The 23,310-nt window shown below is 74.4% G+C and carries 25 protein-coding genes; 8 read left to right on the top strand and 17 right to left on the bottom strand.

All coding sequences use genetic code 11. From position 1 onward, the window contains the following. Positions 1 to 30: 30 nt before the first annotated feature. Both ACZ6Y7_RS21155 and hisI read right to left on the bottom strand, forming a co-directional pair. Positions 31 to 1,554 (bottom strand): anthranilate synthase component I, encoded by a 1,524-nt coding sequence (locus ACZ6Y7_RS21155; protein WP_465759446.1) that lies wholly within the window; start codon positions 1,552 to 1,554, stop codon positions 31 to 33. Between the two features lie 82 nt (positions 1,555 to 1,636). After that, complete coding sequence (gene hisI, locus ACZ6Y7_RS21150; protein WP_402225687.1) at positions 1,637 to 2,008, bottom strand: phosphoribosyl-AMP cyclohydrolase; 372 nt, start codon at positions 2,006 to 2,008, stop codon at positions 1,637 to 1,639. A gap of 126 nt (positions 2,009 to 2,134) precedes the next feature. Between hisI and ACZ6Y7_RS21145 the strand changes: the two genes are divergently transcribed. Further along, positions 2,135 to 2,710, top strand: coding sequence for a hypothetical protein (locus ACZ6Y7_RS21145; protein WP_465759445.1), 576 nt, complete (start codon positions 2,135 to 2,137; stop codon positions 2,708 to 2,710). A 17-nt stretch (positions 2,711 to 2,727) separates the two neighbouring features. Next, positions 2,728 to 3,372 carry a TIGR03085 family metal-binding protein gene (locus ACZ6Y7_RS21140; protein WP_465759444.1) on the top strand — a complete coding sequence of 215 codons (645 nt, stop codon included), beginning with the start codon at positions 2,728 to 2,730 and terminating at the stop codon, positions 3,370 to 3,372. Between the two features lie 82 nt (positions 3,373 to 3,454). On the opposite strand, the gene ACZ6Y7_RS21135 is transcribed toward ACZ6Y7_RS21140, so the two are convergent. Next, a complete protein-coding gene (locus ACZ6Y7_RS21135; protein ID WP_465759443.1) occupies positions 3,455 to 4,387 on the bottom strand; it encodes a LysR family transcriptional regulator in 933 nt (310 codons plus the stop codon). A gap of 129 nt (positions 4,388 to 4,516) precedes the next feature. Here ACZ6Y7_RS21135 and ACZ6Y7_RS21130 point away from each other — a divergent pair, with 129 nt between their 5' ends. The 3 genes from ACZ6Y7_RS21130 to ACZ6Y7_RS21120 all read left to right on the top strand — a co-directional run bounded on the left by ACZ6Y7_RS21130 (position 4,517) and on the right by ACZ6Y7_RS21120 (position 7,455). After that, entirely contained in the window at positions 4,517 to 5,806 is a 1,290-nt protein-coding gene (locus tag ACZ6Y7_RS21130; RefSeq protein WP_465759442.1) for an MFS transporter, read from the top strand. 39 nt (positions 5,807 to 5,845) lie between these two features. Next, complete coding sequence (locus tag ACZ6Y7_RS21125) at positions 5,846 to 6,457, top strand: cysteine hydrolase family protein (protein WP_465759441.1); 612 nt, start codon at positions 5,846 to 5,848, stop codon at positions 6,455 to 6,457. A gap of 218 nt (positions 6,458 to 6,675) precedes the next feature. Next, the gene (locus ACZ6Y7_RS21120; RefSeq protein ID WP_465759440.1) at positions 6,676 to 7,455 is read left to right on the top strand and encodes a VOC family protein; all 780 of its coding nucleotides are present in this window, start codon (positions 6,676 to 6,678) and stop codon (positions 7,453 to 7,455) included. A gap of 117 nt (positions 7,456 to 7,572) precedes the next feature. Here the strand turns inward: ACZ6Y7_RS21120 and hisF are convergent, their stop codons facing one another. Genes hisF through hisD form a run of 8 tightly spaced genes read right to left on the bottom strand, consistent with a single transcriptional unit; the run spans position 7,573 to position 13,354 of the window. Beyond that, complete coding sequence (gene hisF / locus ACZ6Y7_RS21115) at positions 7,573 to 8,343, bottom strand: imidazole glycerol phosphate synthase subunit HisF (protein WP_465759439.1); 771 nt, start codon at positions 8,341 to 8,343, stop codon at positions 7,573 to 7,575. Then, positions 8,340 to 8,771: a Rid family hydrolase gene (locus ACZ6Y7_RS21110; protein ID WP_465759438.1), complete on the bottom strand. Its 432-nt coding sequence runs from the start codon at positions 8,769 to 8,771 to the stop codon at positions 8,340 to 8,342. Before ACZ6Y7_RS21110 ends, hisF begins: the two co-directional genes overlap by 4 nt. After that, a complete protein-coding gene (gene priA, locus ACZ6Y7_RS21105) occupies positions 8,768 to 9,493 on the bottom strand; it encodes a bifunctional 1-(5-phosphoribosyl)-5-((5-phosphoribosylamino)methylideneamino)imidazole-4-carboxamide isomerase/phosphoribosylanthranilate isomerase PriA (protein WP_465759670.1) in 726 nt (241 codons plus the stop codon). The genes ACZ6Y7_RS21110 and priA overlap by 4 nt, the downstream gene beginning before the upstream one ends. A gap of 17 nt (positions 9,494 to 9,510) precedes the next feature. Then, positions 9,511 to 10,146, bottom strand: coding sequence for an imidazole glycerol phosphate synthase subunit HisH (gene hisH, locus ACZ6Y7_RS21100; RefSeq protein ID WP_465759437.1), 636 nt, complete (start codon positions 10,144 to 10,146; stop codon positions 9,511 to 9,513). A 45-nt stretch (positions 10,147 to 10,191) separates the two neighbouring features. Beyond that, a complete protein-coding gene (locus ACZ6Y7_RS21095; RefSeq protein WP_402225709.1) occupies positions 10,192 to 10,344 on the bottom strand; it encodes a hypothetical protein in 153 nt (50 codons plus the stop codon). Further along, positions 10,341 to 10,934: an imidazoleglycerol-phosphate dehydratase HisB gene (gene hisB, locus ACZ6Y7_RS21090; protein ID WP_465759436.1), complete on the bottom strand. Its 594-nt coding sequence runs from the start codon at positions 10,932 to 10,934 to the stop codon at positions 10,341 to 10,343. Before hisB ends, ACZ6Y7_RS21095 begins: the two co-directional genes overlap by 4 nt. 6 nt (positions 10,935 to 10,940) lie before the next feature. After that, positions 10,941 to 12,041 carry a histidinol-phosphate transaminase gene (locus ACZ6Y7_RS21085; protein WP_465759435.1) on the bottom strand — a complete coding sequence of 367 codons (1,101 nt, stop codon included), beginning with the start codon at positions 12,039 to 12,041 and terminating at the stop codon, positions 10,941 to 10,943. Positions 12,042 to 12,046: 5 nt separating this feature from the next. Continuing rightward, positions 12,047 to 13,354, bottom strand: coding sequence for a histidinol dehydrogenase (gene hisD, locus ACZ6Y7_RS21080; RefSeq protein WP_465759434.1), 1,308 nt, complete (start codon positions 13,352 to 13,354; stop codon positions 12,047 to 12,049). Between the two features lie 91 nt (positions 13,355 to 13,445). On the opposite strand from hisD, the gene ACZ6Y7_RS21075 reads away from it, so the two are divergent. The 3 genes from ACZ6Y7_RS21075 to ybaK all read left to right on the top strand — a co-directional run bounded on the left by ACZ6Y7_RS21075 (position 13,446) and on the right by ybaK (position 16,384). After that, a complete protein-coding gene (locus tag ACZ6Y7_RS21075; RefSeq protein WP_465759433.1) occupies positions 13,446 to 15,026 on the top strand; it encodes an oxidoreductase in 1,581 nt (526 codons plus the stop codon). A 112-nt stretch (positions 15,027 to 15,138) separates the two neighbouring features. After that, the gene (locus tag ACZ6Y7_RS21070) at positions 15,139 to 15,867 is read left to right on the top strand and encodes an LON peptidase substrate-binding domain-containing protein (RefSeq protein ID WP_465759432.1); all 729 of its coding nucleotides are present in this window, start codon (positions 15,139 to 15,141) and stop codon (positions 15,865 to 15,867) included. Positions 15,868 to 15,889: 22 nt separating this feature from the next. Further along, entirely contained in the window at positions 15,890 to 16,384 is a 495-nt protein-coding gene (gene ybaK, locus ACZ6Y7_RS21065) for a Cys-tRNA(Pro) deacylase (RefSeq protein ID WP_465759431.1), read from the top strand. A 341-nt stretch (positions 16,385 to 16,725) separates the two neighbouring features. Here ybaK and ACZ6Y7_RS21060 read toward each other — a convergent pair whose 3' ends face one another. From ACZ6Y7_RS21060 to ACZ6Y7_RS21035, 6 genes are all read right to left on the bottom strand, one after another. Further along, positions 16,726 to 17,460 carry a hypothetical protein gene (locus ACZ6Y7_RS21060; protein WP_465759430.1) on the bottom strand — a complete coding sequence of 245 codons (735 nt, stop codon included), beginning with the start codon at positions 17,458 to 17,460 and terminating at the stop codon, positions 16,726 to 16,728. 173 nt (positions 17,461 to 17,633) lie between these two features. Then, positions 17,634 to 18,443 carry an ABC transporter permease gene (locus ACZ6Y7_RS21055; protein ID WP_465759429.1) on the bottom strand — a complete coding sequence of 270 codons (810 nt, stop codon included), beginning with the start codon at positions 18,441 to 18,443 and terminating at the stop codon, positions 17,634 to 17,636. After that, positions 18,440 to 19,438, bottom strand: a complete 999-nt coding sequence (locus tag ACZ6Y7_RS21050) for an ABC transporter ATP-binding protein (protein WP_465759428.1) — start codon at positions 19,436 to 19,438, stop codon at positions 18,440 to 18,442. The genes ACZ6Y7_RS21055 and ACZ6Y7_RS21050 overlap by 4 nt, the downstream gene beginning before the upstream one ends. Before the next feature lie 120 nt (positions 19,439 to 19,558). Continuing rightward, the gene (locus ACZ6Y7_RS21045; protein ID WP_465759427.1) at positions 19,559 to 20,947 is read right to left on the bottom strand and encodes an NYN domain-containing protein; all 1,389 of its coding nucleotides are present in this window, start codon (positions 20,945 to 20,947) and stop codon (positions 19,559 to 19,561) included. A gap of 279 nt (positions 20,948 to 21,226) precedes the next feature. After that, positions 21,227 to 22,255 carry an aspartate-semialdehyde dehydrogenase gene (locus ACZ6Y7_RS21040; protein WP_465759426.1) on the bottom strand — a complete coding sequence of 343 codons (1,029 nt, stop codon included), beginning with the start codon at positions 22,253 to 22,255 and terminating at the stop codon, positions 21,227 to 21,229. Positions 22,256 to 22,367: 112 nt separating this feature from the next. Next, positions 22,368 to 23,270, bottom strand: a complete 903-nt coding sequence (locus ACZ6Y7_RS21035) for a dihydrodipicolinate synthase family protein (RefSeq protein ID WP_465759425.1) — start codon at positions 23,268 to 23,270, stop codon at positions 22,368 to 22,370. Between the last annotated feature and the right edge of the window lie 40 nt (positions 23,271 to 23,310).

The raw sequence follows: 23,310 nt of genomic DNA, 5'->3' as shown, positions 1-23,310 counted from the left end.
CTCCCTGCCTCAGGACGGTTCGGACCTGCCTCAGGACAGTTCCGGCCTCCGCAGCGTATTGGCCGTGGCGACGGCCCGCAGCACGGCGGCCGCCTTGTTGCGGCACTCGGTGTCCTCGCCGTGCGGGTCCGAGTCGGCGACCACGCCCGCGCCGGCCTGGACGTAGGCGGTGCCGTCGCGCAGCACCGCGGTGCGGATCGCGATCGCGGTGTCGGAGTCCCCGGCGAAGTCCAGGTAGCCGACGCAACCGCCGTACAGGCCGCGGCGGGTGGGCTCCAGCTCCTCGATGATCCGCATCGCCCGCGGCTTGGGCGCGCCGGAGAGGGTGCCGGCCGGGAAGCAGGCGGTCAGCACGTCGAAGGCGGTCCGCCCGGGGGCGACCTTGCCGGTGACGGTGGAGACGATGTGCATCACGTGGCTGTAGCGCTCGATCTGCATGAAGTCGACCACCTCGACGCTGCCCGGCTCGCAGACCCGCCCGAGGTCGTTGCGGCCGAGGTCCACCAGCATCAGGTGCTCGGCCCGCTCCTTGGGGTCGGCGAGCAGTTCGGCGGCGAGCGCCGCGTCCTCGTGCGGGGTGGCGCCGCGGTGCCGGGTGCCGGCGATCGGGTGCAGCATCGCCTCGCCGTCGGTGACCTTGACCAGCGCCTCCGGGCTGGAGCCGACCACGTCGAAGCCGCCCTCGGCGGTGCCGTCCGGCCCGGGGAAGCGGAACAGGTACATGTACGGACTGGGGTTGGTGGTGCGCAGCACGCGGTAGACGTCGAGCGCGGAGGCCGGGCAGGGCGCCTCGAAGCGCTGCGAGGGCACCACCTGGAAGGCCTCGCCGGCCCGGATCCGCTCCTTGACGTCCTCCACCGCCGCCCGGTAGGGGGCGCCGCCGAACGGCGAGTGCACCTCGCCGGGGCCGGCCGGGGTGAAGGTGGCCAGGCCGGGGTCGACCGGCTTGAGCAGGTCGGCCTCCATGGCGTCCAGCCGGCCCACGGCGTCCGCGTAGGCCTCGTCCACGCCGCTGGCCAGGTCGTTGTGGTTGACGGCGTTGGCGATCAGCAGCACGGTGCCGTCGGCGTGGTCGAGCACGGCGAGGTCGGTGGCGAGCAGCATGGTCAGCTCGGGGAGCCCGAGGTCGTCCGGGTTGAGGTCGGGCAGCTTCTCCAGCCGGCGGACGATGTCGTAGCCGAGGTAGCCGACCAGGCCGCCGGTGAGCGGGGGCAGGCCGTCGTCGGCGTGCCGCGGGGTGTGCAGCGCCTCCAGGGCGGCGCGCAGCACCTCCAGCGGGTCACCGCCGGTGGGGATGCCGACCGGCGGGGTGCCGAGCCAGCGGGCCTCGCCGTCCTCGCCGACGGTGAGGGCGGCGGCGCTGCGCACGCCGACGAAGGAGTAGCGCGACCAGCTGCGGCCCTGCTCGGCGGACTCCAGCAGGAAGGTGCCGGGCCGTTCCTCGGCGAGGCTGCGGTACAGGCCGATCGGGGTGAGGCCGTCCGCGAGGAGCCTGCGGGTGACCGGGATGACCCGGGTGTCGACGGCGAGCTTGCGGAAGGCTTCGAGGTCCATGCGCGGCGGCACCTTCTGGAGTCTGGAGTTCTGCGGGCGGACGGGGTTGCGGGCGGGGGTTGCGGCGGGGGTGCGGACGGGGTCAGGAGAGCGGGAGCACGTCGGCGTCGAAGCAGGTGCGGTCGCCGGTGTGGCAGGCCGCGCCGGTCTGGTCGACCTTGACGAGCAGGGTGTCGCCGTCGCAGTCCAGGGCCACCGACTTGACCGCCTGGACGTGGCCGGAGGTGCCGCCCTTCACCCAGTACTCGCGGCGGCTGCGGCTCCAGTAGGTGCAGCGGCCGGTGGTGAGGGTGCGGTGCAGGGCCTCGTCGTCCATCCAGCCGAGCATCAGCACCTCGCCGGTGTCGTACTGCTGCGCGATGGCCGGGAGCAGGCCGTCCTCGGTGCGCTTGAGGCGGGCGGCGATCTCGGGGGCCAGCGCGGTGGTGCCGGGAGTGGCGGGTGTGGTGGACATAGGGCCCATTGTGTCAGTCCGGCCGGTCGCCGCGGCCGTTCCGTCCGACCGGTGGTCGAGCCCCCGTACGGGCGAGTTCGGCCAACCGCCTGCCGGGCGGGGCCCGGGTGGGCCATCCTCATGGCCATGACCTCCGAGCAGCCGCCGCCCGCAGCCGCCGCCTCCCGTCCGTCGCGCGGCCTGGTCCTCACCGTCGTCGCCGTGCTGGTCGTCCTGCTCGCGGTGGTCGCCACCGCGGTGCTCTGGCCCGACGACAGGACACCGGCCGCCGCACCGCCCCCGCCCTCCCCCACGGCCCCCCCGACGCCGACCCCCACCCCGACGCCCACCCCGACCGCGCCGCAACCGCCGTACGCCTTCTTCCCGGTGGGCACCTGCTTCGACCACCCCCAGCTGAGCCCGGTGATCACCCGCGCCGAGCAGCGCCCCTGCGACGGCGAGCACGACGGCGAGGTGATCGCCGACCTCAAGCTGGCCGACAACCTCACCGGCGAGATCCCCATCGCCCTCGCCATGCGGGACGGCTGCAAGGAGGCCGAAGCCGCCGCCAAGGCCAGGCAGGCCGACGGAAAGGCCTACTACGGCCGCCAGTTCGGCCCCGCCCAGGCCAACTACCAGCAGGGCTGGCGCGACTACACCTGCGCCCTCACCGCGAGCAACAAGCAGGGCGGCCCCAAGCTCACCGGCCACCTCCGCCCCTGACGCCCTAGGCTGGCGCCATGTCGAACCACGCGCTCGCCGAGCGCCACCGCCTCGCCGAACTCCTCACCGCCGCCGGGCCGGACGCCCCCACCCTCTGCGCCGGCTGGTCCACCCGGGACCTCGCCGCGCACCTGGTGATCCGGGAGCGTCGTCCCGACGCGGCGGCGGGCATCCGGATCGCCGCCCTGGCCGCCCGGACCCAGCGGGTGCAGGACGGCTACGCCGAGCGCCCGTACGAGGAGTTGGTGCGGCTGTTCCGGGGCGGGCCGCCGGTGTACTCGCCGTTCGCCCTGCCCGGCGCGGACGAGGCGGCGAACACCGTCGAGTACTTCGTGCACGCGGAGGACGTCCTGCGGGCGGGCGAGGACTGGTCGGCGCGGCCCGTCCCGCCCGGGCGTGCCGAGGCGCTGTGGCGGCGGCTGCCGTTGATCGCGCGGTTCGAGGCGGGCCGCCGTTCCCCGGTCCGGCTGGTCCTGGCCCGCCCGGACGGCGAGTCGGTGACGGTCGGCCCGGCCGGCGCTCCCACCGTCCGGGTCACCGGCGAGCCGGGCGAGTTGGTGCTCTTCGTGTACGGCCGCGGCGCCCGCACCGCCCTCACCGTCGACGGCGCCCCGGACGCCGTCGAGGCGCTCCGGCACGTCCTGCCGCTGCCCGCGCGCTGACGGCGCCCGGTGCCCGGCCCTTCCCGGCCCTCCCCAGTCCTCCCCGGTCGCCCCGGGGAGGGCGGTTCCTCGGGGCGGCTCCTCAGGGCCGCACCCAGTCCGGTGTCCAGGTCCCGGGGGCGTCGTGGCCGGTCGTGGTGGCGGCGAGGTGGGCGCGGAGGGCGGCCAGCGCGGGGTGGGGGTTGTCCCGGTGCCACAGCAGGGAGTGCGGGTAGACGGGCGTCGGGTCGGTCACCGGGATGAGGCGCAGGCCGTGGCCGGTGGGCCAGACCAGGCGGGTGTGCTCGCCCATGAAGGTGGCCAGCGCGGGGGTGTCGGCGACGGTGTCGAGGAGCGCGTCGGAGCCGAAGTTGGGGCCGGTGGCCTCGATGGTGAGGCCGAACTCGGCGACCAGGTCCTCGTAGTAGGCGGCCCACTCGCTGCCGGGGGCGAGGCCGGGCATCCAGATCCGGTGCCCGACCAGTTCGGCGAGGGTGACCGACTTGGCGCCCGCGAGCGCGTGGTCGGGGCCGGTCATCAGCCGCAGCGGTTCGTCGAGCACCCGGACCGACGCGATGTCCTCGGGCAGCGGCCGGCCGGGCGCGGTGACGGCGCGGAAGGTCGCGTCGATCGTGCCGGACCGCAGGGCGGCGACGGCGGCGTCGATCTCCAGCAGCATCAGCACGTCGAGTCCGGTGTCGGGGTTCGCCCGGTGGAAGCCGCGCATCAGCCCGGCCGCCGCGCCGCGTGAGGCGATCACGTCGACGCGCAGCGGACGGCTCCCGGGGCGCACGGACTCCAGGGCCCGGTCGGCGGCGCCCAACAGCTCGCGGGCGTGCGGCAGGAAAGCCTGCCCGTCGATGGTGAGTTCGGCACCGCGCGGGGTGCGGGTGAACAGCCGCACGCCGAGGGTGCGTTCCAGGGCGGCGATGCGTTTGGAGACGGCCTGCTGTGTGACGCCCAGCTCGGCGGCGGCTTCCTGGAACTGGCCCGCGTCGGCGGCGGCGGCGAAGGTGCGGACGGCGTCGAGGTCCATGCGGACACCCTAGAGCCACAACCGTCCGTTGTGCGGCTGCGGTCCTCCGGTTGTTTGATCGAGGGAATTGCCGCGCGCTTTGATGCTCCGCGTCACTAATCGGTTGTACCGGCGGGAGGGGTGTCGAGCATGGCGAACGGATTGGGCCGGTCCTTCGGGTGGCTCTGGGCCGCGTACGGGACGAGCGCGCTCGGCACCTGGCTGGCCTTCGGCGCGTTCCCGCTGATCGCCGTCCGGGTGCTGCACGCCGGCCCGGCCGAGGTGGCGGCGCTCTCCGCCGCGGGGGCCGCGGTGGGCGCGGCCGTGGCGGTGCCGCTCGGCCCGTGGGTGGAGTTCCGCCCCAAGCGGCCGGTGCTGATCGCGATGGACCTGGCCAGGTTCGCGGCGCTGCTGACGGTCCCGGCCGCGTTCGCGCTCGGCGTGCTCTCCTTCGTCCAGCTCCTGCTGGTCTCGGTGGTCGTCGCCGCGGCCGACATCACCTTCCGCGCGGCGTCCGGCGCGTACCTGAAGGCACTGGTGCCGGCCGGGCAGCTGCTCACCGCCAACGCCCGGTTCGAGTCCACCGCCTGGACCACCACGATCGTGGGACCGCCGTTGGGCGGCGCCGCGATCGCGCTGCTCGGCCCGGTGGCCACGGTGCTGGCCGACGCGGTCAGCTACCTGCTCTCGGCCCTCGGCATCCGGGCCATCGGCAGCCACCCGACCGCCGACCACGCCACCTCCGACCGCCGCGCCACCTCCGACCGCGCCACCGCCGACCGGGAGCCCCGGCCGCCCTCCCGCCTGCGCGCCGGGGACCTGCTCGACGGCTGGCGGTACGTCCTCGCCGACCCCGTGCTGCGCCCGCTGTTCCTCAACACCACCCTGTTCAACGCCCTGGTGATGGCCACCGAACCGCTGCTGGCCGTCCTGCTGCTCGGCCGGCTCGGGTTCCAGCCGTGGCAGTACGGCCTCGCCTTCGCCGTGCCCTCGATCGGCGGCCTGCTCGGCGCCCGGCTGGCCCGGCCGCTCGTCACCCGCTTCGGGACGCACCGGGTGCTGGTCGTGACGGGCTCGCTGCGCGCGCTGTGGCCGCTCGGCCTGTCCTTCGCCGGACGGGGCACCGGCGGCCTGCTGCTGGTGATGGGCGTCGAGCTCGGCCTGATCTTCTGCTGCGCGGTCTTCAATCCCGTCCAGGCCACCCACCGCCTCCGGCACACCGCGGACGACCGGGTCACCCGCACCCTGTCCGCCTGGTCGGTGACCACCAAGGCCACCACCGCGCTCCTCACCGCCGTCTGGGGTGTCCTGGGCGCCCTCCTCGGCCCCCGCACCGCCATCGCCCTGGCCGGCCTCGCCCTGCTGGCCACCCCCCTCCTGCTCCCCCGCCGCGCCGCCACGCCCCACCCCGCCCCGGCGCCCGTCCCCAGCCGCCCCTGACACCGCCCGACCGACCCGCCGCCGCGACCGGAAGAGACCATGACCTCCACCACGCCGTCCCTGGACCCCCGTACGACCGCCCTGCTGGTCCTGGACTGCCAACCGGCCGTCCTCGCCGCCCTCCCCGACCCGACCGGCCGACAGGCGCTGCTGTCCCGGGCGGCCGGCGCCGTCGCCGCCTTCCGGGCCCACGGCGCCACCATCGCCCACGTCCGCGTCGCCTTCACCGAGTCCGACTGGGCCGCCGTCCCGGCGGCCAACGGGGCCTTCTCCCTCCTCGGCCGCCGCCGCCTCCTGCACCACACCGACCCCGACGCGGACTTCCACCCCCGACTGGCCCCGGAGCCCGGCGACCTCACCGTCCGCAAGACCCGCGTCGGCGCGCTGTCCACCACCGACCTGGACCGCCGACTGCGGGAGCGCGGGATCACCGCCCTGGTCATCGCCGGGCTGACGACCGGCGGCGCCGTCCTGTCCACCGTCACCGACGCCGCCGACCGCGACTACCGGCTCCACGTCCTGTCGGACGCCGTCGCCGACCCCGACCCGCAGGTCCACGAGGCCCTGCTGACCGGCGTCCTCCCGAGGCTGGCCCACATCGTCGACACCACCGGGCTGCGCTCCCTGCTCCCGGCCGGCGGGCCGTCCTGACCGCAGGTCCCCGGGCGCGCCACCGGTCGGCGCCGCCCCGCCGCCGTCGGCGCCGCCCCGCTGCCCCGCTGCCCCGCTGCCCCGCGCGACCGCGCAGCTCAGCCGTTCCGAGCTGCGGATGTCGGTGCCCGGGTGCAGACTCGCAGGTGGCCGGGGCGGGGGCGTGCGCGCGCCCGACGGAACCGCCCCGGTCACTCTCGCCGAAGGGGCACCCCTCCATGCTCACCACCGACTTCCCCACCGGATCCCCCTGCTGGATCGACCTCGGCAGCCCGGACATCCCCGCCACCGCCGCGTTCTACGGCGAGGTCTTCGGCTGGACGTTCCAGGAGGTCCCCGAGACCGGTGGTTACGGCTTCCTCCAGCTGAACGGCAGGACGGTCGGCGCGCTCGGCAACCTCGACCCGGGCGCCAGGTCCGCCTGGACGACGTACTTCCGCTGCGCCGACGCGGACGCGACCGTGAACGCCGCGGAGAAGGCGGGCGCAACGGTCCGGGTGCCGCCGATGGACGTCATGCAGGAGGGCCGGTTCGCCGCGCTCACCGACCCGCAGGGCGCCGAGTTCGCCGTCTGGCAGGCCGGCGACACCAAGGGCCTGGACGTGGTCTCCGAGGACGGCGCGCTGGTCTGGTCCGAGCTGCACACCTCCGACCAGGACGCCGGCTTCGAGTTCTACCGGCGGCTGTTCTCCTGGCGAATGGAGGACTTCGAGCCGTCCCCGGGCATGAGCTACCGGGTGGTCTCCACCTCCGAGGGCGACCAGCAGGCCACCAGCTTCGGCGGCATCGCCCCGACGATGTCCCCGGAGCAGCCCTCCGCCTGGACGCCGTACTTCGCGGCCTCCGACGTGGACGCGGTGGTCGCCCGGGCCACCGCGGCCGGCGGGACGGTCCTGATGCCGGCCTCGGACGTGGAGAACGTCGGCCGGCTGGCCTGGCTGGCGGACCCGAACGGCGCGCCGTTCGCGCTGATCCACGGCGAGCCGCAGGAGTCCTGACGCACACGGGAAGCGCTCGGGAAGCACGACGAAGCACGCGGGAAGCACGCGGGAAGCACGACCGAGGGCCCGGGGTTCACGCACCCCGGGCCCTCGGTCGTACGGACGCCGAACGCCTCACCGCACCGGGTGCCCGGCCTCCCGCAGCGCGCCCTTGACCTCGCCGATCCGCAGGTCCCCGAAGTGGAACACGCTGGCGGCCAGCACCGCGTCCGCGCCCGCCTCCACGGCCGGCGCGAAGTCGGCCAGCTTGCCCGCCCCGCCGGAGGCGATCACCGGCACCGAGACGGCCTTGCGCACGGCCCGGATCATCTCCAGGTCGTAGCCGTCCTTGGTGCCGTCCGCGTCCATCGAGTTGAGCAGGATCTCGCCGGCGCCCAACTCGGCCGCGCGGCCCGCCCATCCGACGGCGTCCAGGCCGGTGCCCCGGCGCCCGCCGTGCGTGGTGACCTCGTAGCCGGACGCGGTCTCCACCCCGGGCGGGCAGCGCCGGGCGTCCACCGAGAGCACCAGCACCTGCCGGCCGAACCGCTGGGCGATCTCCCGGACGAGTTCCGGGCGGGCGATCGCCGCGGTGTTGACGCCCACCTTGTCGGCGCCGGCCCGCAGCAGCTTGTCGACGTCCTCGACGGCGCGGATGCCGCCGCCGACGGTGAGCGGGATGAACACCTGCTCGGCGGTGCGGCGGACCACGTCGTAGGTGGTCTCCCGGTCCCCGGAGGAGGCGGTGATGTCGAGGAAGGTCAGCTCGTCGGCGCCCTCGGCGTCGTAGAGCTTGGCCATCTCGACCGGGTCGCCGGCGTCGCGCAGGTTCTGGAAGTTGACGCCCTTCACCACCCGCCCGGCGTCCACGTCCAGGCAGGGGATGACACGTACTGCGAGGGTCACGGCTGGTTGCCTTCCAAAGTGCTTGCGAGCCCGGCACGGTAGGCGTCGAGTTCGACCTCGACGAGCATCCGGGAGTCGACCAGGCCGTCGACCACCAGGAGGGTGGTCACCGGGCGGGCCTCGCCGAAGAGTTCCTGGTGGGCCCGGCCCACCGCGTCCACGTCGCGGGCGTGGGTGAGGTACATCCGGGTGCGGACGACGTCGTCCGCGGTCAGGCCGTACGCGGCGAGGGCCTCCAGCGCGACGCCGAAGGCCGCGCGGGTCTGCTCGTACGGGTCACCGTCGCCGTGGAGCACCTCGTCCACCAGGGGCCGGGCGCCGGCCACGTGGACGTGGTCGCCGGCGGCGACCGCCTGTACCGAACCGAGCATCTTCTCCCAGGAGGAGAACCCGCCGACCCGACCGCGCACGACCTGACGTTCCGTCATCCTGAAACCGCCTCCAGGGCCTCTTCGAGGGTGAACTTCTGCTCGTAGAGTGCCTTGCCCACGATGGCGCCCTCGACACCCTCGCCGACGAGGGTGGCGATGGCGCGCAGGTCGTCCAGCGAGGAGACCCCGCCGGAGGCGACCACCGGGCGGTCGGTGGCGGCGCAGACGTCGCGCAGCAGCTGCAGGTTGGGGCCGGTCAGGGTGCCGTCCCGGTTGACGTCGGTGACGACGTAGCGGGCGCAGCCCTCCCGGTCGAGGCGCTCCAGCACCTCGAAGAGCTGTCCGCCGTCGCGCGTCCAGCCGCGGCCGCGCAGGGTGGTGCCGACCACGTCCAGGCCGACGGCGATCTTGTCGCCGTGCTCGGCGATGGCCTTGGCGACCCATTCGGGGGCCTCCAGGGCGGCGGTGCCGAGGTTGACCCGGGTGCAGCCGGTGGCGAGCGCGCGGGCGAGCGACTCGTCGTCGCGGATCCCGCCGGACAGCTCGACCTTGATGTCCAGCCGGGCGGTGACGTCGCGCAGCAGCTCGTAGTTGGAGCCGGTGCCGAACGCGGCGTCCAGGTCGACCAGGTGCAGCCACTCGGCGCCGGCGTTCTGCCAGGCGAGGGCGGCGGCCAGGGGCTCGCCGAAGGAGGTCTCGGTGCCGGACGCGCCCTTGACGAGGCGCACGGCCTGGCCGTCGCGGACGTCGACGGCGGGCAGCAGTTCAAGGCTCATCAGAACCAACTCTCAGACAGTCAGAGGGTGTTGACCCAGTTGGTCAGCAGGGCGGCGCCGGCGTCGCCGGACTTCTCGGGGTGGAACTGGGTGGCCCACAGCGGGCCGTTCTCGACGGCCGCGACGAACGGCTGCCCGTGCGTGGCCCAGGCGACCAGCGGCGGGTCGATCCGCGCGCTGTGGGTCTCCAGCTCCCAGTGCCGCACCCCGTAGGAGTGCACGAAGTAGAAGCGGGCCTGCGGGTCGAGGCCGGCGAACATCCGGCTGCCCTCGGGCGCGTCCACCGTGTTCCAGCCCATGTGCGGGATGACCGGCGCCTCCAGCGGTTCGACGGTGCCCGGCCACTCGTCGCAGCCGGCCGTCTCCACGCCGTGTTCGACCCCCTTCTCGAAGAGGATCTGCATGCCGACGCAGATGCCCATGACCGGGCGGCCCCCGGCCAGGCGGCGGCCGATGATCCAGTCCCCGCGGACGGACTTCAGGCCGCGCATGCAGGCCTCGAAGGCCCCCACGCCGGGGACGAGCAGGCCGTCCGCGGCCATCGCGGTGTCGTAGTCGGAGCTGACCGTGACGTCCGCCCCGGTCCGCTCCAGGGCGCGCTGCGCGGAGCGGAGGTTGCCGGAGCCGTAGTCGAGGACGACGACGTTCTTGCCCATGTTCAGGTGTCCAGTCTCTGTGCGGCGGGCGGCGGGGCGGCGGGTCTACAGGCGCAGGAGCCCGGAGGCCAGGCACATCACGGCGCCGAACGCCAGTACCAGGATGACGCCCTTGGACTGCTTCTGCTTCCAGAAGGAGATCACCCCGCCGACCAGGAAGAGGCCGACGAAGATGAGGATCATCGCGGTGTTGTTCACAGCGCACCCTTGGTCGAGGGGAGGATGCCGGCCGCGCGCGGATCGCGCTCGGCGGCGTAGCGCAGCGCCCGGGCCAGCGCCTTGAACTGGCACTCCACGATGTGGTGCGCGTTGCGCCCGTACGGCACGTGGACGTGCAGCGCGATCTGCGCCTGCGCCACGAAGGACTCCAGGATGTGCCGGGTCATCGTGGTGTCGTAGCTGCCGATCATCGGCGCCATGCCGTCGGGCTCGGTGTGCACCAGGTAGGGCCGGCCGGAGAGGTCCACGGTGACCTGGGCGAGCGACTCGTCCAGCGGCACCGTGCAGTTGCCGAAGCGGTAGATGCCGACCTTGTCGCCGAGCGCCTGCTTGAAGGCGGCGCCGAGCGCGAGGGCGGTGTCCTCGATGGTGTGGTGGGTGTCGATGTGCAGGTCGCCGTCGGTCTTGACGGTGAGGTCGAACAGACCGTGCCGGCCGAGCTGGTCGAGCATGTGGTCGTAGAACCCGACGCCGGTGGAGACGTCGGTCTTGCCGGTGCCGTCGAGGTCTATCTCGACCAGGACGGAGGTCTCCTTGGTGGTGCGCTCGACGCGTCCGATGCGGGACATGAGGGGTTAGAGCTCCTTGATCACGGTACGGACGGCGTCCAGGAAGGCGTCGTTCTCGGTGGGCGTGCCGGCGGTGACGCGCAGCCACCCGGGCACGCCGTTGTCCCGGACCAGGACGCCCTGGTCGAGGATGGCCTGCCAGACGGCGTGGGTGTCGGCGAAGCGGCCGAACTGGACGAAGTTGGCGTCCGAGTCGGTCACCTCCAGGCCCATCGCGCGCAGCGCGTCGACCAGCCGGTCGCGCTGCTCCTTGAGCCGCCCGACGTACCCGAGCAGGGTGTCGGTGTGCTCCAGGCAGGCCAGCGCGGTGGCCTGGGTGACGGCGGACAGGTGGTACGGCAGCCGGACCAGCTGCACCGCGTCCACCACGGCCGGGTCGGCGGCGAGGTAGCCCAGGCGCAGCCCGGCGGCGCCGAAGGCCTTGGACATGGTGCGGGAGACCACCAGGTGGGGGCGGCTCTCGATCAGCGGCAGCAGTGAGGCGCGGTGCGAGAACTCGACGTACGCCTCGTCCACGACCACCAGGCTGGGCCGGGCGGCCTGCGCGGCCTCGTACAGCCGCAGCACGGTGTCGGCCTCGACGGCGGTGCCGGTCGGGTTGTTCGGCGAGCAGACGAACACCACGTTCGGGCGGTGCTCGGCGATCGCGGCCTCGGCGGCCTCGACGTCGACGGTGAAGTCGTCGTTGCGCGGGCCGGAGATCCAGGTGGTGCCGGTGCCCCGGGAGATCAGCGCGTGCATCGAGTACGAGGGCTCGAAGCCGAGCGCGCTGCGGCCGGGGCCGCCGAAGGTCTGCAGCAGCTGCTGGAGCACCTCGTTGGAGCCGTTGGCGGCCCACACCTGCCCGCGGGTGACCGGGAAGCCGGTGGTCTTCCGGAGGTACGCGGCGAGTCCGTCGCGCAGCTCGACCGCGTCCCGGTCGGGGTAGCGGTTCAGCCCGCGGGCGGCCTCGGCGACGCGCTCGGCGATCCGGGCGACCAGCTCCTCGGGCAGCGGGTACGGGTTCTCGTTGGTGTTCAGCTGGACGGGGACGTCCAGCTGCGGTGCGCCGTACGGGGACTGGCCGCGCAGCTCGTCCCGGACGGGGAGGTCGTCGATACGCGTCACGTCGGTCACGATCCCGGCACCGTCCACTCGAAGCGTGCCTTGATGGCGTCCCCGTGCCCGGGGAGGTCCTCCGCGTCCGCCAGGTTGACCACGTGCGCGGCGACGTCCGCCAGCGCGTCCCGGTCGTACTCGACGACCTGGACGCCGCGCAGGAAGGTCTGCACCGACAGCCCGGAGGAGTGGCAGGCGCAGCCGCCGGTGGGCAGTACGTGGTTGGAGCCGGCCGCGTAGTCGCCCAGCGAGACCGGGGTCCAGCGGCCGATGAAGATCGCGCCCGCGTTGACGACCCGGGCGGCCACGGCGTGCGGGTCGCGGGTCTGGATCTCCAGGTGCTCGGCCGCGTAGGCGTTGACCACGGCGAGGCCCTGGGTGAGGTCGTCGACCAGGATGATGCCGGACTGCCGGCCGCCCAGCGCCTCGGCGACGCGCTCGCTGTGCTTGGTCCTGGCGACCTGCACGGCCAGCTCGGCCTCGACCGCGTCGGCCAGCGCCGGGGAGTCGGTGACCAGCACCGAGCCGGAGGTGGGGCCGTGCTCGGCCTGGCTGATCAGGTCGGCGGCGACGTCGGAGGGCAGCGCGCTGTCGTCGGCGAGGACGGCGATCTCGGTCGGGCCGGCCTCGGAGTCGATGCCGATCCGGCCGGCGAAGTAGCGCTTGGCGGCGGCCACGTAGATGTTGCCCGGGCCGGTGACCATGGTAACCGGCGCGCACTCCTCGGTGCCGAGGGCGAACATCGCGACGGCCTGGGCGCCGCCGACGGAGTAGACCTCGTCCACGCCGAGCAGCGCGCAGGCCGCCAGGATCGTGGGGTGGACGCGGCCGCCGAACTCGCGCTGCGGCGGGGAGGTGACCGCGATGCCCTGGACACCCGCCTCCTGCGCCGGCACCACGTTCATCACCACGGACGAGGGGTAGACCGCCAGCCCGCCCGGCACGTACAGGCCGACCCGCTCGACCGGCACCCAACGCTGGGTGACCGTGCCGCCCGGCACCACCTGGGTGGTGTGCCCGGTGCGGCGCTGGTCCGCGTGCACGGCGCGGGCCCGGCGGATGGACTCCTCCAGCGCGGCGCGCACCTTCGGGTCCAGCGTCTCCAGGGCCTCGGTCAGCTGCTCGGCCGGGACACGGGTCGACTCCAGCCGGACGCCGTCGAAGCGCTCGGTGATCTCGATCAGCGCCGCGACCCCGCGATGGCGTACGTCCTCGGCGATCGGCCGCACCTTCTCCAGGGCGGCCGCCACGTCGAACTCGGCACGGGGCAGCAGGTCACGCGGGTCGTCCAGCGAGCCGCGGAGGTCGATTCGAGAGATCACGCCACCCAGTGTAGGGAGTGGCCGGAACGGCTGGTCCCGCATTTCAGTCCGTGATACGAAAGGCGAGACGACCGGGGGGACGGGGAAAACCATGGCGGAGCGCGCCCCAGAGGGCTGGAGCGACACCGAGCGGGCACTCTGGGAGGCCTACCACCAGGGGGAGATCCTCGACCTGCGCCGCGGGGAAGCCGACACCGACGACCCCTTCGGCGACGCCGTCTGGGGCGACGACCGCGCCGTCCGCGCCGAGGTGCTCGCCCACCTGCTGCTGGTCCGTCCGGAGCCCGCCACCGGGAGGGTCCCCTCGCTGCGCATCAGCGGCGCCCTGGTCACCGGCCCGCTCAATCTGGCCGGCGCCGCCATCGGCGACTACGTCGAGCTCCACGAGTGCCGCTTCGAGCACAAGATCCTCATGTCCGAGGCGGCGGCCACCACCCTGCGCTTCGTGAACTGCCTGATCCCGCGCCTCGAAGCCTCCCGGCTCTCCACCACCGGCGACCTCCACCTCGCCCGCTGCCGCCTGCCCGGGGGCATGCGGCTCACCGACGCCAGGATCGGCACCGACCTGCTGCTCAACCAGACGCTCGTCGGCGGCGACCGCTACGGCCGGGCCGTGTCCGCCGACGGGATCACCGTCAACCAGGACTTCGAGGCCGAACGCCTCGAGACCGGGGGCGAGTTGAGCATCCGAACGGCCCGGATAGGCGGCCGGCTCTCACTCCGCGGCGCCCAGCTGCACGCCGAGCGGCAGCACAACAACACCTGCCTCAACGCCGTCCGGGTCACCGTCGGCCACACCCTCTACCTGACCGGCTCCGCCGACCGCGGGTGGGCCGGCTCCCGCGGCTACTACGGCTCCGGCTACGGCCGGACGGCTCCGCCCGACGGGCCCGTCACGCCCTTCCGCGCCTTCGGCCGGGTGCGGCTGTCCGACAGCCGCTTCGACGGCGCCTGCCTGATCTCCGGCGAATTCCACCTTGAGGGTGACGACGAGCTCTCGCTGCGCCGCATCCACACCCCCGAGCTGCGCTTCACCTGCGCGTTCCGCCCCACCGGCACGGTCTCGCTCTCCCGCGCCCGGGTCGGCAACCTGGTGGACGCCCCGGACGCCTGGCCGCTCGGCAAGCACCTGGGCCTCACCGGCTTCGTCTACGAGAACCTGCGCCCGATGAGGGCCTTCTCGATCCAGGAGCGGATCGCCTGGCTGGAGGGCTCCTCCGTCGATTTCCAGCCGGAATCGTACGAACAGCTGGCCGCCGCCCTGCGCCGCGACGGCGCCGACGACGACGCCCGCGAGGTCCTGTACGCCAAGCAGCGCCGGCGCCGCGCCACCCTGCCGCTGCCCGCCCGGGTCTGGGGCGCCGTGCAGGACGTCACCGTCGGCTACGGCTACCGCCCCGGGCGGGCGGGCCTGTGGCTGCTGCTCGCCTGGGTCCTGGGCAGCACCTGGTTCGCCACCCACCCGTTGCAGCCGCTCAAGGCCGACGAGGTCCCGCACTGGAACCCGGTGCTCTACACCCTCAACCAGTTGCTGCCGATCGTCGACCTCAACCAGGGGGGCTGGAACCCGGGCGGCATCTCCCAGTGGATCTCCGCCGGACTGGTGATCATCGGCTGGCTGCTCGCCTCCACCGTCGTCGCCGGTGCCACCCGGATGCTCCAACGCGGTTAGGTCCTGTCCGGCGGATCGTGCCGATCCGGCACGATCCGCCGGACAGGACCTGGCGTCGGTACCCGTGTGGGCGAGCGGCGACCGACGGGCCCGGGGAACTACGCTGTCCGCCGTGACAGAACGGCTGCCGCTCTTCCCGCTGAACATCGTGCTCTACCCGGGCCTGGTGCTGCCCCTGAACGTCTTCGAGGAGCGCTACCGCCGTCTCGTCGCCGACCTGCTCGAACAGCCCGAGGACAGTCCCCGGCGCTTCGGCGTGCTCGCGATCAAGGACGGCCGCGAGGTCGCCCCGGTCCGGGAGGGGGACGGCCCGGCCGGGCCCCTCGACGGCCTCGGCACCGTCACCGGGGACCCGCTGGAGGCGGTCTTCCCCATCGGCTGCGTCGCCGACGTCGCCTCCGTCCAGCACCAGCCGGACGGCCGCTACGAGCTCCTGGTCACCGGCACCACCCGGTTCCGGCTCACCGCGGTGGACACCTCCGGCCCGTACCTGACCGGCGAGATCGAGCCGATCGAGGAGCTCCCCGGCGAGGGCTCCGGCGCCCTGGCCTCCGAGGTCGAGCGGGCGTTCCGGGTGTACCAGAAGCGCCTCGCCGGCGCCCGCGAGGCCAGCACCGTCGGCCGCCAGGACCTCCCCGACGACCCGCAGGTGCTCTCCTACCTGGTCGCCGCCGCCTCGGTGTTCGAGACCCCGGTCAAGCAGCGGCTGCTCGCCTGCCCCGACACCGCCCAACGGCTGCGCGTCGAACTCGACCTGCTGCGCCGCGAGACCGCCGTCCTCAGCTGGCTGCCCTCGCTGCCCGCCGTCGAGCTCACCCGCCAGTCCTTCAGCCCCAACTGACCCAGGAGCCCAGGACCCCCGCATGGCCAAGAAGACCAAGAAGGGCGGCCAGGGCACCCCGGCCACCGTCGCCCTGGAGACCGCCGCCGTCCCCTTCACCGTGCACGCCTACGACCACGACCCCGCCGCCGCCTCCTACGGCGGCGAGGCGGCCGAGGTCCTCGGCGTGGCCGCCGAACGGGTCTTCAAGACCCTGGTCGCCGACGTGGACGGCACCCTCACCGTCGGCGTGGTCCCGGTCGCCGGCCAGCTCGACCTCAAGGCCCTCGCCGCCGCCGTCGGCGGCAAGCGCGCCACCATGGCCGACCCCGCCGCCGCCGAACGCAGCAGCGGCTACGTCCGCGGCGGCATCTCGCCCCTCGGCCAGCGCCGCCCCCTGCGCACCGTCATCGACGCCAGCGCCCTCACCCACCCCACCGTCTACGTCTCCGCCGGCCGCCGCGGGCTCGAAGTCGAACTCGCGCCCACCGACCTCATCACCCTCACCCGAGCCCTGACCGCCCCCATCGCCCGCTGACCCGGCCCTCCCCCGCGGAAAGCGCCGCCCCCCAGGCGCGGGGAACTGCGCGAACCGCCGCCGGAGCCCCGCACCCCCACCGAACCCCTCCCCGCACCCCCTCAGCCTCAGAAAAGGCCCACCCCCCGGGGCGCGGGGAACCGCGCGAACCGGAAGCCCCCGACCGAAACCCGCCCACGCTCCCCGACCCCCCTCCCCCTCCGCCCCAGAACACGCCCGCCCCAGGGGCGCGGGGAACTGCGCGAACCGCCGCCGGAGCCCCGCACCCGCCCCCCACCGAACTCCCCCGGGAAACGCCGCAGGGCGGAAAGCCCACCGGCCTTCCGCCCTGCCGCCGATCCTCAGTCCCGGTCCTCCGGAGCCGCCGGCGGGGCCACGGGCGCCCAGTACGGCGGCGGGTCCTCCTCCCGCTTCCCGAACGCCGCCGACAGCAGGAGCAGCACCACCATCGCTGCCATCGGCCACACGAGCAGGGCCCCCATCGCGCCCAGGTCGATGCTCGCGTCGAAGTGCCCGCCGTTCCCGACCCTCCGTGCTTCCGCGACCAGGTCGTTGCTCGGCCCGAGCCACCGTCCGATCCGCCAGGCCCCGAGGGACCCGAGCAGTCCGCCCACGGCCAGCCCGACGGCGACCGCGATGCCGCCCCCGCGCCGCCGGGTGACCAGGAAGGCACCGAGCGCGGTCAGGATCCCGGCCCCCAGGCCGGCGAGCACGAACACCGCGTCGGCCCCGGCCCGCTGCTCGCCTTCGGGGTCGACGTAGAGGATCCGGTCCCCGTCGACCACCAGCGGCACCTTCGGCGCCAGCCATGCCCACAGCACGGCCATCACGAGCCCGGCGACCAGGCACGCGACGACGACCCCGGCCCCGAGCCGGACCTCGGGCAGCAGCCGCTGCACCGGAGAGGTCGCCTCGCCGTCCTGCGCCGCGGACGTGACGGCCTCCGCCGGAGGCGCGTACGGATCGACCTCGGCATGCGGCGGCACCGCCTGCGGCACGGCGTCGGACACGGCGTGGCCCGGCGCCGCCTGCGCATCGGCGTGGGCGGGATCCGGAGGTGTGTTCGGTACGGTCACAGGCCCCATCGTTTCACGACAGCCCCGCGAACGGCCCAACCACCCGTCCGCCTGTCACCCCTCCCCCGCAGGCCCCCGCCCGCCCGACTCCGCCCCCGGACCCCGACCAGGCCCCGACCCCCGGACCAAGCCCCGGCCCCAGCCCCGACCGGGCCCCGGCCCCGGCCGGGCCGCTACCGCGCCACCGCCCGCCGGTACGCCCAGGTGGCCACACCCAGCGACACCACGCCCACCCCTGCGCACACCCCGAGGTCGGCGAGCACCATCCCCCAGTCCGGGTCCGGCGTGAAGGTCCGCGCGAAGGCCTCGACCCCGTACGTGGAGGGCAGCAGGTCGCGCAGCCACTGCACGGGCTGCGGCAGGTGGTCGACGGGCAGCACCCCGAGCAGCAGGGCCGCGGACATCCCGAGCTGCCCGAGCATGGTCGCGATCTCCTGCCGCGGCGCGAGCAGCCCGCAGGCGGCGCCGAGCCCGGAGAGCGCGGCTCCGGCGAGCGGGACGACGGCCAGCAGCACCCACAGCTGCCCGAGCGGCAGTCCGAACATGACGGCCCCGAGGGCCGCCGTGGCGAGGCTCCCGGGCAGGGTGAACGAGGCGTACGCGGCGGCGGCCCCGAGCACCACGGAGGCGGCCGGTACCGGCAGCGTCGCGTAGTGGTCGAGCCCGCCGGTGGCCCGGAGCTTGCCGAAGTACTGGGCGAGCAGGTTGAGCGCGACGAAGGCGACGACGAGCACGCTGGACCCGGCGACGACGGACCGCGCCGCCGAGGTCTGCCCGCCGTCCACCACGCCCCGCATCATCACGAGGATGCCGACGGACTGGAAGGTGGCGACGAACAGGAGCGGGATCCGCGCGACCCTGGCCCGGGCGAGCTGGGCCCGGTAGACGGCGGCGAGCGCGGGCAGCAGCCGGGCCGCGGGGGCGAGCGGGGCGGGTCCTCCGGTGGTCCGGTCGGTCCGGGGCGGCGCCGAGAGCAGGGTCACTTGGCGAGTCCTCCGTGGCGGCCGCCCAGCTTGAGGTAGGCGTCCTCAAGGCTCGGGGTGGCGAGGGTGAAGTCGTCGAGCGCGGCGAAGGCCGGGCCGGTGGTGACGGCGGCGACCAGTTCGCGGGCCTGCTCGGGGGTGGTGCGGACGGTCCAGCGGCGTCCGGTGCGTTCGGCCCGGTCGCGCAGTGCGGCGACGGCGGGCACGCCGACGGGTGCCTCGTCGCGCCAGACCAGGTCGAGCCGGACGTCGCCGTCGACGAGCGCCTTGAGCCCGCCGGGCGTGTCGCACGCGATGACCCGGCCGTCGTCGATGACGGCGACCCGGTCGAGGACGGTCTCCGCCTCGATGACGTTGTGGGTGACGAGCAGGACGGTGGTGCCGTGTTCGGCGCGCCGCCGGTCGACGGCGCTCCACACGGCCCGCCGGGCGACGGGGTCCATGCCGGTGGTGGGTTCGTCGAGGACGAGCAGGGGCCGGTGTCCGACGAGGGTGGCGGCGAAGCAGGCGAGCCGCCGCTGGCCGCCGGAGAGTTCGGCGAGCGGCCGCCGGGCGAGGGCGGTGAGCCCCAGTTCGTCGAGGACGTCGGCGGCGGCGGTCCGGGCCTGGGCCCGGCCGAGGCCGCGCAGCCGTCCGGTGGTCTCGGCGGCGAGCGCGACGGTCAGCTCGTCGAGGGCGGTGGATTCCTGCCCGAGGTAGCCGAGGAGCCGGGCGGCGCGTTCGGGGTGCCGGACGATGTCGTGGCCGAGCAGTTCGACGGTGCCGGAGTCGGGGCGCAGCAGTCCGGTCAGCTGGCGGACCAGTGTCGACTTGCCGGCGCCGTTGGGCCCGAGCAGGCCGAAGATCTCGCCCTGCCGGACGGTGAGGCTGATGCCGTCGTTGGCCCGGATCTCGGTGGCGGCGGCGCCGCGGCCGCTGCGGTAGGTCCTGACCAGGTCGCGCACGGCAACGCACGGCGGGGTTTCCTCGGGTGCTCGCCCGGCCGTCTCACTCACGACCGAAGACTCTACGCGCTCATACGGGCGAACCGGACAAGGGGGCCCTCACCGCTCCCCCCGGTGACCTCGCACCGGTCCGCCGGCCGCGCGTGGTCTCGGCCGTCCGGACGCGCGGTCTCAGTCGTCGACGACCATCGACCCGCCGGGCACCCGTGCCGCGAGCTCCTTCCAGAACCCGGCCCGGATGGCGTAGCGGTCGTGCTCGTCGATCTGGTCGTCCTTGTGGGCGAGCAGTCCGAAGCGGGCGGCGTAGCGGAGCAGCTCGCCGTCGACGCGGTGGGGGATGCGCGGGTAGTCGGGCCACAGGACGGTGAGCCGTTCGGGGTCGCCGATGCGTTCGGTCCAGCGGCGGGCGAAGACCTGGCCCACTTCGTGGGCGTCGCCGCCGATGGAGGTGATGTCCTCCTCGCGGTCGGCCCAGCGCTGTTCGGCGGTGGTGAGCTGGGCGAGGGTGGGGAGGTTGTCGCCGGCGGTGACGGCGGGTTCGGGGGCGGGTCGGTCGACCCAGCCGCGGTCGGAGGACCAGCGCAGCACCGGCCCGGCCTGCGCGACGGCGCCGTTGGTTCCGTGCCCGTTCGTCCCGTGCCCGCCGGTTCCGTGCCCGTTGGTCCCGTGGCCGTTCGCCGGGTGCCCGGTCGCCGCGTGCCCGACGGCGCCGTGCCCGTTGGCGAGAGGGGTGATCGGGGTGACGGACGTGATCCGCCCGGCCAGGTCCTTCGGGGTGGGGACGACCTTGAGCGCGGCCGCCGGCTGCGGCCGCCCGTCGGCGGCGGGGGTTCCGCTCGCGGGGGCTGCGGCCGCGGGCCGCACCGCCGGGGCGGCCGGCACGACGCTCGGCACCACGCCGGGCACCACGCCGGGGACGACGCCGGGCAGGGTGGCGGGCGTGGCGGGCGGGGCGGCGAGGATCTTGGCGATCTCCTGCCGGGCTCCGGGCGCCGGGAAGAGGTTGGAGGTGTCCCGCAGCGAGAACGACGCCTCGATCCACTCGCGGTCCAGCACCCGCCGCTCGTCGGCCTCGCCGACCAGGTCCTCGGACTGGTTGAAGTCGCCGTCGGCGGCCTGGAGCGCCCACAGGTGGACGGCGACGCCGTGTTCCTTGGCGGTCATCATGCCGGGCAGCAGGTCGCCGTCCCCGGTGATCAGCACGACGTCGGCGCAGGCCCGGTTGCGGGCGAGTTCGGAGAGTTCGGCGTGCATCGCGGCGTCGACGCCCTTCTGCACCCAGCGGCCCTCGGCCCGGGTGAGCGCCCCGAGCCGTACGGTGACCCGGGGCAGGACGCGCAGTCGCCGGTGCTCGGGCATCGGGCGCCGGTCGGGGGCGGCGTCGAACCAGTAGATGCGCAGCAGCGGCAGCCCGGTCTCGGCTTCGGCGCGTTCGCGCAGGGCGGTGATCAGGGCCGTGTGGTCGACGGTGACCTTGGACCGGGACGGGTCCCCGGCGAGCAGGCTGGCGGCGGCGCCCAGCAGGTATCCGGCGTCCACCAGGACGACACAGCGGTCCATCGCGCACCTCTTTTCGCTCGCCCTCGGACATCGGTCGGGTGGGTCGTTCGGGGGTGGGCGGGTGGGCGGTCCGCCCGCCGTCCGGGCGTGCCGAGGTGAGGGGCCCCCGTCGTCGCCCGATCGTTGGGTCACCTTTTACCCGGGGTTCGTCCGCCGAACCTTGCCGGATGTCCCGGTACCGCAACAGCCGCCCCAACGGCACGCAAAGAACGCGAAGGCGGGCCCCGTTCAACGACGGAGCCCGCCCGAGGTCACGCGGGGGTGTGCCGACCGTGCCGGTCAGCCCTTGAGTTCGGCGGCGACCAGTTCGGCCAGCTGGACGGCGTTGAGCGCGGCGCCCTTGCGCAGGTTGTCGTTGGAGACGAACAGCGACAGGCCGTTCTCGACGGTCTCGTCCACCCGGATGCGGCCCACGTAGCTGGGGTCCTGGCCGGCGGCCTGCAGCGGGGTGGGGATGTCGGACAGCTCGACGCCGGGGGCGCCGCTGAGCAGCTCGACGGCGCGCTCGGGGCTGATCGGCCGCTCGAAGCGGGCGTTGATCTGCAGCGAGTGGCCGGAGAAGACCGGGACGCGCACGCAGGTGCCGGCGACCTTGAGCCCGGGGATGCCGAGGATCTTGCGGCTCTCGTGGCGGAGCTTCTGCTCCTCGTCGGTCTCGTGGGAGCCGTCCTCGACGATCGAGCCGGCCAGCGGCACCACGTTGAAGGCGATCGGCCGCTGGTAGACCTTGGGCTCGGGGAACTCGACGGCGGAGCCGTCGAGGGCGAGCGCGGCGGCGTTGTCGATGACCTTGGCGGCCTGGTCCCGCAGCTCGGAGACGCCGGCGACGCCGCTGCCGGAGACGGCCTGGTAGGTGGAGACGACCAGCGCGGCCAGGCCGGCCTCCTCGTGCAGCGGGCGCAGCACGGGCATGGCGGCCATGGTGGTGCAGTTCGGGTTGGCGATGATGCCCTTGGGGCGGTCGGCGATGGCCTCGGGGTTGACCTCGGAGACGACCAGCGGGACCTCGGGGTCGCGGCGCCAGGCGGAGGAGTTGTCGATGACGACGGCACCGGCCGCGGCGACCTTGGGGGCGAGGGCCTTGGAGGTGGCGCCGCCGGCGGAGAAGATCACGATGTCCAGGCCCGTGTAGTCGGCCGTGGCCGCGTCCTCGACGGTGACCTCGGTGCCCTGCCAGGGCAGGGTGCGCCCGGCCGAGCGGGCCGAGGCGAACAGCCGCAGCCGCTCCACCGGGAAGTTGCGCTCCGCCAGGATCTCGCGGACCACGCCGCCGACCTGGCCGGTGGCACCGACAATGCCGATCTTCATTCCGACTACTCCTCTGGATGGTGCTGTTCACAGCCGCACTCTGCCCATCATGCCTTGTCACACGGGCGGGGCGAGCTGCCATTTCACTGGGTGAGAGGCTCCCCGGACGGACCTACTGGTCCAGACCACTCGCCAGGCCGTCCGCCAGCGCCAGCGCGGTCTCCACCTCGGCCCGGCCGGCCGGCAGCAGCGGCAGTCGGACGTCCGGGGTCGGGATCCGCCCCTGGGCGTGCAGCACGCCCTTGGTGACCGCCGGGTTCGGGGCCGCGAAGGCGGCCGCCGCCAGGCCGGTCAGCCGGTGCCCGAGAGCGCGCGCCCGCCCGACGTCCCCGGCCCGCCACGCCTCGACCAGCTCGACGAACCGGCCGGTCGCCAGGTGGGCGGAGGCCAGGATGCCGCCGGCCGCGCCGAGCGCCAGCATCGGCGACAGGAAGGCGTCCTCGCCGGTGAGGAAGGCGAAGCCCGCGGGGGTGTCGGCGAGCAGCTCGGCCGCCGTCTGGTCCAGTCCGCCGGTCGCGTACTTGACGCCCACCACGCCGTCGATCGCGGCGAGTTCGCGCAGCGCGGCGGTGGAGAGCTGCTGCCCGGTGCGGTACGGGATCTGGTAGACGAGCAGCGGAAGCGGGCTGCTCGCGGCCAGCGCGCGGAAGTGCGCCACCGTCCCCGCCTCGCCGGGCCGTACGAACGCCGGGACGGTGACCAGCGCGGCCGAGGCCTGCGGCACCCGCGCGCCGATCGCGGCCAGCGACTCGGCGGTCGCCCGGGTGTCCCCGCCGTGCGCGCCCACGATCAGCTGTGCGCCGCGCGCGGCGCAGGCGGCCGCGGCGACGTCCACCACCGCGTCCCGTTCGGCGGCGGTCAGCGCGGCCGGTTCGCCGGTGGTGCCGAGCGCGCACAGGCCGGCCGCGCCGGCGTCGAGCAGCTCGTGTGCGAGCTTCTCCAGTGCGTCCAGTGCGACCGAGCCGTCGGCGGCGAAGGGCGTGATCAGGGGGACGTAGACGCCGTGCAGTTCCATGCCCATGATCCTGCGGCCGGGCATCACCGCAGGTCCAGTT

This window comes from Kitasatospora sp. NPDC053308 (assembly GCF_055585785.1).
Note: the sequence above shows the minus strand (reverse complement) of the source record. Positions and strands in the feature narration are given on the sequence as shown.